A 15,490-nucleotide genomic window follows, 5' to 3' on the forward strand; every position below is an offset into this window, starting at 1 on the left:
TTTTGTAGCAGAAGAGCTAATTTATTGAATTAAAACTTTAATAACTTTTAAATCGTTAGCAGATGAACTTGTACCATAATAAACTTCATATTCACCTGAAGTTACATTCATTCCCCTTGTTTTTGAATCATAAAATTCAAATGAAGAGGCTTGTAAATCGATTGTCACTTTTTGGCTTTGACCTGCTTTTAAATCGATTCGCTTAAAAGCTTTCAGTGTTTTTAAAGGACCGTCTGTATCGTTTACTTTTCGAACATAAACCTGAACAATCTCTGTTCCGTCTCGTTTACTTGTATTTTTTATCGAAAAATTTAACTGTGTACTTTCAGTTGTTTTTAGGTTTGTTCTTGCCAAATTTGCTTTACCAATTTGGAATTTGGAATAACTTAAACCAAAACCAAAGGGAAACAAAACATCCGTTGTATATCTATAGGTACGGCCTTTCATTGAGTAATCTTCAAAGTCAGCTAGTTTATCTGAATTTTTATAAAATGAAACCGGCAGTTTACCCGAAGGATTATAGTCTCCGAAAAGAACATCGGCGACAGCCTGACCTCCTGATTCACCTGGATACCAAGCTTGTAAAATGGCGTCGCAGCTGCTTGTTTCTGGCGTTAAGGCAATTGCAGAACCGGAGCAGTTTACAAAAACTACTTTTTTACCGGCAGCTTTTAGTTCCTTCAAACACTTTCTCTGAACTGCCGGAAGCTCAATATTCGTTCGGTCACCACCTTTAAAACCAGGATAAGAAACTGGCATTTCTTCGCCTTCCAGCAATGTTGAAAGTCCGCCAACAAAAATTACCGTATCAATGCCTTTTAATTTTTGAATTAGTCCTGCGAAATCAATATCATGTTCCTTTCCAAAATCGAATTCAAGATTAGCCTGCCAATTGTTTGATTGGGCATACAAAATTTCGATTTTATATTTTTTGCCTGCTTCAACTGCAAATTTAATTTTGCCTGGAAGCGTGCGCCAGTTGGTATACTTTGATAACGATTTACCATTAACGAATAATTCAAAAGCTCCGGTAGCACCCGTTTTAAAAACAAGACTGTCATTTTCTTTTGCCACAAATTCTGCTTCATATTTGGCTGAGAATCCTTCTAATTTAACTCCGGAAGCAAATTCGTGCTGACCGGCAGTCGTCATTTTTATGGGATTTAAAATTTGCTGCGTTGCTACACTATTCCCTACTCTGTCTGGATTATTCCAATAAGTGGCTTTGATTCCTTTTTTGCCTTCAAATGAAAGCTGGTCAAAATAGGTTTCTTTTACTTTATCCTCCACTAAATCACAGGCTTTATCGTAGACGATTTTGTTTGCCGTAACTTTTGATTCTATACCGCTTTTAATAGTAATTGTTTTGACTGGAGTTCCATTATAGTTTCCCCATAACATTGGTTCATTATCAGCATTTGGACCAATAACTGCAACCTTGTTTGTTTTATTTAAAGGAAGTATGTTATTTTTATTTTGCAAAAGTGTCATTGACTTTTGAGCCATTTCAAGAGCTAACTGTTGATGTTCTTTACTATTAAGGACAGATGCCGAAATTTGAGCCCAAGGCACAATTGAGTCCTCGTCCATTTCGCCTAAATCAAAACGGCCAATTAAAACACGAAGCAGACTTTTATTAATATCAGCTTCTTTTATTAAATCTTTCTCGACTGCTTCCGGTAAATTCTTAAAAGGATATTTTTCCCAAACACATTCAACATCAGTTCCGGCAAGTACGGCTTTTGATGCCGCATGCGTTGCATCTGACGAAACTTTATGCGTGGTATAAAAATCGGTAACAGCTCCACAATCTGAAACCACCATGTATTTATAACCCCATTCATCACGCAAAATACGCTGTAGTAAACGCGTATTACTGCAGCAAGGTTCGTCATCCAAACGCTGATAAGCACACATTACCTGACGTACATCGGCATCCTGGACTAATGCTTTAAAGGCCGGCAAATAGGTTTCGTAAAGTTCGCGAGGATCTACCTTATTCAAATTCAATTCATGTCTGCTCCATTCCGGTCCGGAGTGAACGGCAAAATGTTTGGCGCAGGCTAAAAGTTTACGGTATTTAGCATCTGCCGGACCTTGAAGCCCTTTAACAACTGAAATTCCCATTCGTGAAGTAAGATAAGGATCTTCTCCATAAGTTTCCTGCCCTCTGCCCCAACGAGGGTCTCTAAAAATATTAACATTTGGTGTCCAGACTGAAAGACTCAAAAAACGTTTGTTTTCATTCCCATTCTGAATCCATTGGTTGTATTTGGCCCGGGCTTCATCAGAAACAGCGTTAAAAACATTATACAATAATTGATCGTCAAAAGAGGCTGCCATTCCTATCGGTTCCGGAAAAACAGTAACATTATCGTTATTTGCGTAACCGTGCAGCGCTTCACTCCACCAATTAAATTTTTTAATTCCAAGTCTTGGTATTGCATCACTCTGGTCACACATTAACGCCGCTTTCTCTTCAAGGGTTAATCTTGAAATTAAATCTTCTGCACGCTCTTTTGAACTCAGAGATGCATCTTTAAAACGATATTGTTGAGCATTTAGACTACAAACAGCAACTAAACTTATGATAAACAGATAACTTAATTTCATGATTTTCTGAATTATATGATGAATATTTTGCATCAATTTCTAATCTTTTAAAATTCTAAATTGATGAAACTTTGGACTATTGCTTCCGTCATTTGATTTTATGGTAATGTTTACCATTTCAATTTTTTCAACGTTTAGTCGGATGGTTTTATTTGCTGAGGAGATAATCTGCGCCGGCTTTTCATTGATGAGAATGGTAATTTTATCGGTTTTAAAATCGGCAGTGCAGCTTATATCCAAATATTTTCCCGCCTTATTTTTATTTAATAATTGATAGGAAATATACGACCGTGTACTTCGCCATGCTTTTGTATCGTCGTAACCGGAATCACTTTTTTCACCTTTATAACGATGATCCACTTCTGACTGCTGTTCACCACAGCTAATCTTATCTATAGTTCTTGTTTCCAAAGCCATTGCTTCAATTTCCTGTTGCTTCAATAAGGCATGTTTTTCCTGATACTGTTCTTTGGTGTAATTTTGAAAATACATTTGATAACGCGTATCATGAATTTCAAAAAAAGGCTGTAATTCCAGAGAATCTAAACGAAAACGCAGGTTTCCTTCTTCCTTCAATTTCGCAATATAATTTGCCTTATCTCCAATCATTTCATAAGCCTGATCTAACGGGTAATATTTGCCAGATGCAACATGTCCCATTCGGCTGTCATCTGCAAATAAACCTTCTAAATCTTTATTAGATGTTTTAGCTGCCAATACAATAGGTCCATTTACAAAAGCACTCCAGTTGGAGCCATCAGGTAAACTTTCTAAATGTGTAGAAGTTTTGAATTTAATCGATATTTGATCTCCTAATTTCCATTTTCTTTTAAGCGTTACATAAGTGGATGGTTTTGCTTCTATTTTCTGAATTTTTCCATTGATCGAAATTTCAAAATCCTGAGCCCATTCCGGACGTCGAATATTCATAGAAAATGTGGTGCTTTTCTTTAGTTTCAAAACAAGATCGGTAGTATTTTGATAGGGGAATTTGGTGCTTTGTTCAATATAAATATCCTTTTCTTTCCAGTCTAAAGTCGAGGGAATAAACAGATTTACAAAAACATCATTAGCGTTGTGGCTGTAAATTAATTCTCCATATTTAGCATGATTTTCAAGCCCTGAACCCGCACAGCACCACATGCTTGTTTCCGGCTGTGAATATACCCGATAATGGTTCGGCCTGATGGGAGTAAAATAAACAAAACCACCTTTTTCAGGATGCTGGCTCGAAAGAATATGATTGTAAAGCGTACGCTCGTAAAAATCGAGATAACTTACCTGATTTTTATCCAGAAACAAAGCTTTGCTCAAACGCTCCATATTGTAGGAGTTACAGGTTTCCGGTCCCTGATTTGATTTTAACATACCGCTAAAATCTTCTGTTGGATTAAAATGCTCTGCAAAACTATTCCCTCCAAAAGCTACGCTTCGTTTTTGGGTAACATTTTCCCAGAAAAACTGCGCGGCATTGGTCCAGTCTTTATTTCCGGACAGTACACCGATTTTCTCAAAACCAATCACTTTTGGTATTTGGGTATTGGCGTGCAAACCTGTTAACTTATCTTCTCTTTTCTCCAGTGGATTTAATATTGCTAAGTGCGAAACTTTTTCGGCCGTTTCCAGGTATTTTTTGTCTTTTGTGATGATATACAAATCGGCAAAAGATTCGTTTATGCCGCCATGTTCTGTTTTTAATATGTTTTGAATCTGATCATCAGAAAGCGGACGGATTAATTCGATAAACCAGTCTCCTAGTTTGATTAAAACATCCTTTGCTTTCTCATTTCCGGTATAACGATAAGCATCGGTTAAACCGGCAAAAAGTTTATGGATATTGTACAATGGAACCCAGGTATTGTTTAATCCGAAATTGCTTCCGTCGATATCTCCGCTGTGAATACGATCCCAAAAAACTTTTCCCTGCGGAATTCCTCCCACATAACCATTGCCGTTTTTTTGCTGGCATTTTTCCAATTCTGAAATCATATAATCCAACCGGTTTTTGACTTCAGTATTTCCTGTAGAAGCATACATCATAGCCAGAGCCGAAAGATAATGTCCGGCAATGTGTCCGTCAAGTCCTATGCTTTCCCAATTTCCATAGCGTTCTGCTTTTACGGGTGTTCCCGAAGCGATGAGATAAGGTGCTAAAAGGCGATCTGGATTAAGTTCTAAAATATATTTAAGATCAACTTCCTGCGCATTTTTAAACGGACCTTCTTTTAATCTTACCTCTTTTAAATCAAATAATTGCATTTGGGCTGTTACGGACGATGTTACAACCAAACCCAGTAGGCAATACAAGATTCTATATTTTATAAAAAGATTTTTCATGCTATTATTTAATTACGAAACTGTACGTTTTACCTTTTTCAGTTTCTATGTCGTATGAGTAAGTTGAGTTAATATCTAAAGATCTTATAGTCGCTGTAACAGCAATAACCGGTTTTTTAACCTCTTTCATCTGATAAAAAACATTTGAATTCTTTCCTGCCGCTATTTTTAAATCTTTATTGTCTTTTGTTCTAATTTCATTTGGCGTTCTTAATCTAAGATTTCCGCCCAAATTTGACTGAATAGTTACTTCAATTAATTTACCCTCTTTCCATTTCATATCCTTAATTTCAAAACCTCCATGCGCTCTTAAACCAGTTATTTCTCCATAACCTTTTAAAGCATCCGGCAAAGCAGGAAGCAAATGAATAGCATCGTCTGAACTTTGCATTAACATTTCAGTAATTCCTGAGGTACATCCAAAATTTCCATCAATTTGAAAAGGCGGGTGAGCATCAAAAAGATTATTATAAGTTCCTCCTCCATCTTTGTTGACACCAAGCGGCGTTAATTGATTTTGAATTAAGCTATAAGCATGATTTCCATCCTGCATTTTTGCCCACCAATTTACTTTCCAGCCCATACTCCATCCTGTGGATATATCACCTCTTTGAAGTAATGTATTCTTAGCCGCTGCAAAAAGTTCTGGAGTTCTGTAGGCTGAAATCTGATTAGAAGGATATAATCCGTATAAATGTGAAATGTGACGGTGATTGTCTTTGGGATCATCTACATCATCCAGCCATTCCTGAAGCTGATTGTATTTTCCAATCTGCATTGGAGGCAGCATACTTCTTAAAGTTTTTAAGCTGTCTGTATATTGTTTGTTTTTTCCTAATACTTCTGATGCTTTTATAACCGAAGTAAAAACATCAAACACAATTTGACTGTCCATCGTCGAGCCGGCAGTAACAGCAGACCCTTGGTGTGCGGCAGGCGAATTTTCAGGCGAATTTCCGGGAGCCACGACCAACCAGCCATTTGCAGGATCTTTTACTAAAAAATCAGCATAAAAATCTGCTGCACCTTTCAACGTTTCATACACAGATTCAAGATAAGCCTTATCTCCGGTGTATAAGTAGTGCTCCCATAAATGTTGACTCAGCCAGCCTCCGCCTGCATTCCATACTCCCCAGGTGGCACCGTCAACTGCACCATTAATTCTCCAGATATCTGTATTATGATGCGCCATCCAGCCACGGGCACCGTACATTACTTTTGCCGTTTCTTTTCCGGTTTGCGCTAATTCCTGAATCATTTTTAAGAGCGGCTCATGCATTTCTGATAAATTTGTTTTCTCAGCCGGCCAATAATTCATCTCTGTATTAATATTAATGGTATACTTGCTATCCCATGCCGGTGTCATACCAGCATTCCAAATTCCCTGAAGATTTGCAGGCTGACCTCCGGGTTGTGAAGAAGAGATCAACAAATACCGCCCGTACTGATAATATAAAGTGACAAAAGATGGATCTGAAACATTTCTGAAATTGGCCAGCCTTTCATCTGTTGGTAGTTTTGAAGCTGTTGATGTTCCTAAATCAAGTGTAACCCTTTTAAAATATTTTTGATACTGGGCAATGTGAGCCTGTTTCATTTCATCATAATTCTTATCAAATGCTTTATTCAAAAAAGATTTTGAAAGCTCCTTTTCATTACCGCTGATATTGTTATAATTAATAAAGTTGGTCGCAATAGAAACATAAATCAAAACGGAATCTGCTCCTTCAATTTGGATTGAATTGCCAGTAGTATCAATACGTCCGCCTTCTACTTTAAATTTAGCAAGTGCATTAAATTTGACCTTTCCTTCTACTCCTTCATGATCACTTGTTATACCCGAAAGTGACAGTTCGTTAGTACCGTTAACTGTTATTTCCTGTTTATTATGCTGCGAAGTAAAATCGGCTATAAAAGATAATTTTCCGAGTTTATCGGCCGAAAGTTTTATCACTAAAACCCGATCCGGAAAAGATGTAAAGGCTTCTCTTGTGTACGTAATTCCATTAACTTTATAACTAGTCTTCGCAACGGCTTTTTTAATATCAAGTTCGCGGTAATAATCAGTAAAGTTGTGCTGATCAGAAAAATGTAATTCTAAATTCCCCACAGGCTGAAACATCTGTCCATGGGATTTTTTAGTAATTATATTTTCATTAATCAGCTTTTCTGCTTTTTTATATTCTCCCTGAAAAATAAGATTTCTTATTTCGCCAAGAGCCTGTTTTGCATTTGGGTTATCATTCCTGTTCGGACTTCCGCTCCATACCGTTGCTTCGTTTAATTGAAAAATTTCTTTCTCAATATTTCCATAAACCATAGCACCCTGAAAACCATTTCCTATTGGCAGGGCATTTTCCCATAGCGCACCGGCGGGATTTTTATACCAAAGCTTTAAGTCATCTTTCTGCTGGGCAGATAATGAAACTCCAAAAAACAGCAATATGCCAATCCAATATATTTTCATAATTTTTTGTCTTTTGAATTCTTTTGAAATATTTGGAATAATTAATTAAATAACAACGGAGCAAACATAAATAAATCGTGTCTCCAAACCGGCCAGGTATGACCGCCCGGATACTCGCTATATTGATATTTAATACCCATTTGATCAAACTTGCTCATCATGATTTTGCAATTTTCAAAAGCAATATCTTCTTTACCTCCCATTGAAATCCAAAAGTTTTTAATATTTGAATTAATAGTTGCGGCATTATTTTTCATGAACTCATATTGCGGTTCTGATAATGTTGAATTATTGGCCCACCAACCAGAACTAAATACACCAATACTGGAAAATAGATCTGAATTTTTAACACCCGCATAAAGTGTCTGCAATCCCCCCATTGACAAACCTGCTAAAGCTCTGTTTTTAGCATCTTTTGCTACTTTAAAATTGCTTTCTACAAAAGGTATTGCGCCCATTTTTAATTCGTTTTCAAAAGCTTTCAATGCATTTTCATTGAAACCAGCTACTCCTCCAGTACTTCCCATGTTGCCGTCAAGCATGGCAATCACCATTGGTTTAGCTTTATTTTCGACTATTAAATTATCTAAAATTAAATTGGCTTTACCCTGAGTTGCCCAGCCAGTTTGGTCTTCGCCTCCTCCATGCAATAAATATAAAACAGGATATTTTTCGGTAGAACTCTCATAACCTGGCGGTGTGTAAACATACATTTCACGCCAGGAATTTGTTGCTTTTGAGAAGTATTTGTTAATTCTGATATCGCCATGAGGCACTATTTTTAAAGCATAAAAATCTCCTTCTTTGTTCGGAATTTCAATACCGCTGGCCATACGTCCCATGCCGTAAAACGTTTCGCTTGACGGATCGGCTACAGCCACACCATTAATAAGTAACGAATAATAATTAAATCCTTTATTGATTACATCTGTGGTAACGGTCCATAATCCTTCGGAATCTCTTATCATGTCATACTTTTTGCCTAAGTCAATTTGTACTTTTGAAGCTTCCGGAGCTTTAACTTTAAAAACTACCCGATTGTCCGACAATATTTGCGGATATTTTGCATTACGAATGTTAGTCTGTGCTGGCTCTCCTAAAATAGTATAGGATGAAAAAAGAGATTGATCGACAGGCTTAAATAAAAACTGTGAATACATATATAAACCGTTTTTCCATACTTTAAAATCATGAACTCCCGGCTCGATATAATAGATATGAGGTACATTATTGTTAGCTAAATATTCATGAGTTCTTCTGCTATTTTCGATAAGCCAGTCGCTATCACCACAAGAAATCCATAATAGTTTTAATTTCTTTTTTGCTTCTTCCGGATTCGGAACTAATTCTTCCGGCTTTTTAGTATTTGGAGCTGCAGAGAAAGCACCAACCCAGGCAAATTTATCCAGATTGCCTAATCCGAAATTCAATGACTGTCCTCCTCCCATGGATAAACCGGCAATAGCCCGATGTTCTCTGTCTTTGTAAGTAGGATATTTTTTTTCGATAAACGGAATTAAATCATTTAGTAAATCTTTTTCAAATACTGCAAATGCCTGCACTTTATCTGGAGCCATAATGTTTCCGGTAGCGCTGTCATCTTTCATTGCCCGGCCGTTTGGCATTACAACAATCATTGGTTCTATTTTTCCTTCAGCATACAGATTGTCTAATATAACCTGCGGATTTGCTCCGTTTAGCCATTCTTTTTCATCGCCACCTATTCCGTGTAAAAGATACAGAACAGCATATTTTTTCTTTTTATTGAATCCCGGAGGCGTATAAACCGTAACCTTTCTTACCGAACCTACTGTTTTAGATTCATAAGTACTGCTTTCTATTTTTCCGGATGGAATATTAGAATTTAATTGATCAAAACCAACCGGCGCCTGTACTCTTAAAGGAGTTTTACCTTCTGAGAATTTATAGCCCAGTAAGTATAGCATTTTATCAGCATAACGTCTTCCCAATTCTCTGTAACCTGCCGCATTAAAATGTAAAAAATCAGGCTCAGCAGTGCATCCTTTAGATGAAATTACATAAGAATTCGATATTGTTTTTGGCAGTGTGGCAATGATTTTATTCATACTCCCACATTTCCCATTTTGATCTTCATTAACAGTTTCTCCGGAAAGCAGCGGCACTTTTTTTGGATCCAGATTTAAATCTTTCATCAAATTATCGTACACAATTTTTACCTTTTGAGGCCAAAGCGTATCACCTGTATTAGATTCTCCCTGATGCAGTAAAATACCTTTAATTATGCCTTTTTTCTGTGCAATTTTTGCCATCTCTACAAGTCGCGCATACGGATTGTTGTCATACTCTTTTAATATTCCTTTCATCCAATCCGGAGCTGTTGCGACGTAATCTGTTGTTTTGTCCTTATCAAAAAGTTCAATTTTGCAACCACCAACCGCTACATTTATAACCCCAACTTTTATATTTTTAGGCAAATTGGCTACCATGTTTCTTCCAAAATAATCAACCGGTGTCAATCCGGTATTACAACGACACAAAGGCGGAATGGCGGTATACCAATTTCCTTTTTCTCGTTTAAGGTCAGGACAATTAACCACCTGTAAAACCTGAAAACGCTCATCGACTCCCTCTTTATCCTGCGGTTGTATTTTAGCATATCCTTCCATGTTCGATTGTCCTAAACTCAAATAAACGTGAAAATTCGGGTCTTGGGAATATCCTTTTTGTGCTATTAAAAAAAGAATTGCAAATACGAAATACCTAATTATTGATTTCATTATATAAATATTTTAAATCCTGTTTTTATTTTACCTGAGCATCATTTGAAGCCGTAGCATACAAGCCTAGTAATGCTCCAGTAAAACCTCCGGCCACATTTGTTGAAAGAATATCACCTGAAACGCTTCCACCTAAACTTTCATAATCAGTACCATTTAAAGCATAGCTAAATTCGTAACTATCTCCTGCTGCTTTTACCTGCAAACGGATATTTTTCCTGATTTCAATTTTAGCACTTGCAATAATTTTTGATGCCCCTTTTTCGGTTCTTTCCAATACTATATAAGTGTCTTTGCCTTTTTTCGTTATACCAAAAACGTAATTAAAACGCTCGTTCTGAAGGCAAACAATACCTGCCAGATCTTTTTCAGATGCTGGTTTATACTCCAGTGTTGTTGCAAAAGAAAAAGTGTTGTGCTGTTGTCTGTAAAATAGTGTCGATGTTGGTTTTACTTCTTTAATATTTACTGCAAAAGGCTTAATCTCGAGGCCTTTTTTAGTTACCGAAATAAATTTTTCGCGAGGTCCTCTTAGACCTATCCATCTGTAATCTAATTTTTGAGAAGTAAAGTTTTCAGTAAACGTGAAATTACCATTCGGGAAAAATCCGTCTTTTCCTGTTTTGTTTTCAGTAACACCTATAGGCATTTTTATTTTTGGCTCCAGAGGAACTAATCCATTTTCGAAAACAGGAAAAACTCCAGACCAATCAACCGGAAGCATAAAAGTTTCACGTCCCGTATTTACACGGTTTTTATCATTAGGACGGATACCAAGAAACACACCATAATATTTATTATCCGGTCCCTGAACTAAATCAGCATGACCTGCCCAATCTACTTTTTCAGGCCTGTCTTGTGGAAAATATCTTTGTGTAAGAATTGGATTGTTTGATGCAGGTTTAAAAGGCCCTTTTGGACTATCACTAATAAAAACAACTTCGCTATGATTATCACCTGTACCACCTTCTGCACACATTAAATAATAATGTCCGTCTTTTTTATACAAATGGGGTGCTTCGATCCATATTGGTTTTTTAGAAAGATCGACACCTCCGTCTACTATAATTTTATCAGTACCTTGAATTACTTTATCATTTGCAATATCATATTCCCACACTTTAATTACACGATGGCCTTCATACAATTCTTTTCCTTTATCCGGAGCGTCATTATGAACGATATATCCTTTACCATTATCATCAAAGAAAATGCATGGATCGATTCCATTAAAATCGAGTTTTATCGGGCTTCCCCAGCCTTTCATTGGATCTTTAGTTTTTACTATAATGTTCCCCATATTACCTGTAAAGGCTGTTACAATCATATAGAAAGTATCATTATGAGGATTATATGTGATACCTGGAGCATATACACCTTGACTGATAACTGTATCGTGAGGGTTAAATTCAGAAACATTATTTAATACGCCCCCCAGATCTGTCCAATTCACTAAATCTTTAGAATGGAAAATCGGTACACCCGGAAACATGGCAAATGAAGAGCAAACCATATAATAGTCATCTCCTTTTCTGGTAATGGCAGGATCAGGGTAACATCCTTGTAAAACAGGCGAATAAAATTCATCTGATTTTAATGGGTACTTTTTGTAAATAATATCGTCACCTGTGTAGACCACATTAGAAAAGACCGGCCCTTTGCCAAGTGTATCTTCAAAGTTTACCCCATTAAAAGAGAAAAGAAATAATAATGATAATAATAAAAATATCTGTCGCTGTTTCATTTTAATTGTTCTTGTATTACAACATCTCCTGGAAATGTTTAGGTTATATAAAAAAATAATTGAATCCAAAAGTCAATAAGTGTATTTATTACAAATATAAAAAAACATTTCAATACACAACCGGTTGCTTCTGTAATTTTTTAATAATTACATATAAAAAATCATTATAAAAAACAGTCTATGTAATAAAATTGATAAAAAATAATTATTTTATCAATTTTAATCGGCTTTAATTTTAACGAAAATACTGTTTAGCCGTTTTTTTATTAAAAGAACAAAAGAATAAAAATAAATGGCAATGATTTTTCACTAACAGATTTCTTATTATTTTAAAGAAAAACTTACTAAAGCGATAGGAACTAAATTACTTACAGACTATAAATAAATTTTAAACGAAAAGATGCAATAAAGATGCAATTTCGGCCTTGATCATTTTTAAACTGACTTTGAGGAAATAAATTTAAAATTTAACTAATTGAATAGGTTTAACGTTTTGTAACTATATCCTATAAAAGGAAAATTTCTATTCCTGCTCTTCAAAATCACCTCGCTGAGATGTGAAGTGGATTATTTTTAATAGTCTGACTCATTTAATTTTCTTAAATAAAGGACAAAGAGAATCGAAAATTTTTCCTTGAGTAATCCTCTTATTTGGCTTACTAACACCCAATTTTCACACAACAAATCATACAGAATTAGATAGGATTAATCTAATTTTGAATGATTCAGGTCTTTTCATGTTTATTTTAAACCACTAATAATCAATTTAATGTAACTTTAATGTAAAATACTGATATTATGAAAACTAACAACATGCAATTTGACCCTATCAAGTATAAAACCACAACCAAAGAACAATGGCAAGAAGCCGCCAATGCATGGTACCGTTGGAGTGATACACTTCATCAATGGCTTGGGCCTTCAACCGACAGAATGCTGGAACTTGCCGATATTACAAAAGGTAACCACGTTCTGGATATCGCTGCCGGAGCTGGGGAACAAACCATTACTACCGCAAAAAAAGTTGGAACATCTGGTTATGTTTTAGCGACGGATATTTCTCCAAATATTCTTGAGTATGCAAAAAAAATGGCCAGCGAGAATGGCTTACATAATATTGAAACAAGGGTGATGGATGGTGAAAATCTGGAACTGGACGATGCGTCATTTGATGCTGTAATTTCGAGGGTTGGTTTAATTTATTTTCCCAATCAGCAGAAAGCATTAAAAGAAATTTTAAGGGTATTAAAACCAGGTGGAAAAGTAGCAGCAATTGTTTATTCGACACCAGAAAAAAATAAATTTTTCTCAATACCTGTTTCCATTATTCGAAACCGAGCTAAATTGCCTCCACCTCTATTAGGTCAGCCGGGTCCTTTTAGTTTGGGTTCTGAAGGTGTTATAGAGAAAGCGTTTACTGATGCCGGATTTATTAATGTAAAATCTGAGCTTGTTGATTCACCCCTAAATTTATCTTCAGCAGCCGAATGTGTACAGTTTGAAAAAGAATCTTTTGGTGCCTTGCATCAAATGTTAAGCACTTTATCACATCCCGAGAAAGAATCTGTATGGCTTGAAATAGAGAATGAACTTAAAAGTTTTGAATCAGATAACCGTTTTGTCGGCCCTTGCGAAATGATTGTAGCAATGGGAGAAAAAAAATAAAAATAGAGAAAAATAAATTATTGACTCTAGTAGTCTTTTATAAATTGAAGAACATAAAAAATGAAATCATGAGAAACATTTTCTATTTATTTTGCTCAATTTTAGTCTGCTGTTCCTGCAATCGGGATACAAAAAATAAAACCACTAAGACAAGTAGTGTGACCACAAATTACAGCTGCAGTATACCCGAAGTTTCAGACAAAAGCTGGTATTCATCAGGTAAAAAAGCACCTTTATTTACAGGACTAGAAGGATTTAATTTTCTAATATCTACAAAAAATACAGAAGTCCAAAAATATTTCAATCAAGGCTTAATACTTTCCTTCGGATTTAATCATGCCGAAGCAGCACGTTCCTTTTTCGAGATTACCCGTCAGGAACCTCAGTGCGCAATGGGATGGTGGGGTTATGCCTATGTTCTTGGCCCCAATTACAATGCTGGTATGGAAAAAGATAATTTTATACGGGCATTCGACGCTGTAAAAAAAGCAAAGACATATTCGGTATCTTGTACTGAAAAAGAAAAAGATTTGATTAATGCTTTAACACAACGCTATTCTAAAGATACGACAATTATACGATCAGTACTCGACTCATCCTATGCTGTGGCCATGCGAAAAGTATATAAAAAATATCCAAAAGACGTTATGATAGGCGCTCTTTTTGCAGAATCCTTAATGGATCAACATCCTTGGGATTTATGGAATAAAGATGGAAAACCGCAGCCCTGGACATCCGAAATAATAAGCGTACTTAAAGAATGTTTGGTGATCGAACCAAAACATGCTGGCGCAAACCATCTTTATATACATGCTGAAGAAATGTCTCAACATCCTGAAAATGCAGAAAGCAGTGCCGACTTGCTTTATAATTTAGTTCCTGGTTCCGGACATTTGGTACATATGCCGTCCCATATTTATATAAGAACCGGACGTTACCATGATGGTGTCACTGCTAATCAAAAGGCAGTTGAAATTGACAGCTTGTATATTGATGCATGTCATGCCCAGGGAGCATATCCCCTTGCCTATTATCCACATAACTATCATTTTCTTTCGGCCTGTGCCACATTAAGCGGAGAAAGTAAACTTGCCATAAAAGGCGCATTTGCGACGGCTAATCATGCCCATAAAAAACTGCTTCGTGACCCTGCATGGTCCACATTACAACATTATTATGCTATTCCCTGGTATGTTCAGGTAAAACTTGGTTTATGGCAAGAGATCCTAAATGCGCCGCCGCCAGAAAAAGAGTTAAAATACCCATTGGTAATCTGGCATTATGCGCAAGGAATGGCAATGTTATCTAAAAATAAAACAGTCGATGCAAAAAAACACCTTGCCTCCATGAGAAAAATAATGACCGATCCTAAAATAAAAGATTTAACAATTTGGGGAATCAACAGCGTATTTGACTTATGTGAAATTGCCTCGAAAACTTTGGAAGGAGAAATTTATGCCCGAGAAAAGAAATACAATCAGGCAATTCTACTTTTGAATGAAGCAGTAGCAAAAGAAGATGCACTAAATTATAATGAACCGCCAGATTGGTTTTTTTCCGTCCGTCATCATTTAGGTGCAGTTTTGATTAGTGCTGGAAAATATAAAGATGCTGTAAAAATATATGAGGATGATTTAAAAAACTTCCGAAATAACGGCTGGGCTTTGAAAGGGCTTGTTATTGCTTTCGAAAAACTTGATGACAAAAAAAAATCTACCGAAGCAAAAATTAGCTTTAACAATGCCTGGAAATATGCGGATATTGAAATTACTTCTTCAAGGATATTGTAAAACTAAATTAGTTCAAAATACCGTGCAGACCATCTGTCAAATATATTTTTATAAATTTGCTCCAACCAATGGATTAATGTGTTCTTAAAAAAGATTTTAGTACAACGTAACTTCA

The 15,490-nt window shown here is 36.0% G+C and carries 7 protein-coding genes; 2 read left to right on the forward strand and 5 right to left on the reverse strand.

The window, feature by feature from the left end; all coding sequences use genetic code 11:
* Positions 1-21: 21 nt before the first annotated feature.
* Genes xyl3A through AC3ITQ_RS17350 form a run of 5 tightly spaced genes read right to left on the reverse strand, consistent with a single transcriptional unit; the run spans position 22 to position 11,920 of the window.
* Positions 22-2,646: a xylan 1,4-beta-xylosidase gene (xyl3A, locus tag AC3ITQ_RS17330; protein WP_489235388.1), complete on the reverse strand. Its 2,625-nt coding sequence runs from the start codon at positions 2,644-2,646 to the stop codon at positions 22-24.
* 6 nt (positions 2,647-2,652) lie between these two features.
* Positions 2,653-4,950, reverse strand: a complete 2,298-nt coding sequence (locus AC3ITQ_RS17335) for a glycoside hydrolase family 127 protein (protein WP_489235389.1) — start codon at positions 4,948-4,950, stop codon at positions 2,653-2,655.
* Between the two features lie 4 nt (positions 4,951-4,954).
* Complete coding sequence (locus AC3ITQ_RS17340; protein ID WP_489235390.1) at positions 4,955-7,417, reverse strand: glycoside hydrolase family 95 protein; 2,463 nt, start codon at positions 7,415-7,417, stop codon at positions 4,955-4,957.
* Positions 7,418-7,458: 41 nt separating this feature from the next.
* On the reverse strand, positions 7,459-10,176 hold the full coding sequence (locus AC3ITQ_RS17345) for an alpha/beta hydrolase-fold protein (protein ID WP_489235391.1): 2,718 nt from the start codon (positions 10,174-10,176) through the stop codon (positions 7,459-7,461).
* A gap of 25 nt (positions 10,177-10,201) precedes the next feature.
* The gene (locus AC3ITQ_RS17350; RefSeq protein WP_489235392.1) at positions 10,202-11,920 is read right to left on the reverse strand and encodes a glycoside hydrolase family 43 protein; all 1,719 of its coding nucleotides are present in this window, start codon (positions 11,918-11,920) and stop codon (positions 10,202-10,204) included.
* A gap of 798 nt (positions 11,921-12,718) precedes the next feature.
* Here AC3ITQ_RS17350 and AC3ITQ_RS17355 point away from each other — a divergent pair.
* Positions 12,719-13,585, forward strand: coding sequence for a class I SAM-dependent methyltransferase (locus AC3ITQ_RS17355; RefSeq protein ID WP_489235393.1), 867 nt, complete (start codon positions 12,719-12,721; stop codon positions 13,583-13,585).
* Between the two features lie 68 nt (positions 13,586-13,653).
* Positions 13,654-15,375, forward strand: a complete 1,722-nt coding sequence (locus AC3ITQ_RS17360) for a tetratricopeptide repeat protein (protein ID WP_489235394.1) — start codon at positions 13,654-13,656, stop codon at positions 15,373-15,375.
* Positions 15,376-15,490: the final 115 nt, after the last annotated feature.

It is taken from the genome of Flavobacterium sp. KH_001 (assembly GCF_057840745.1).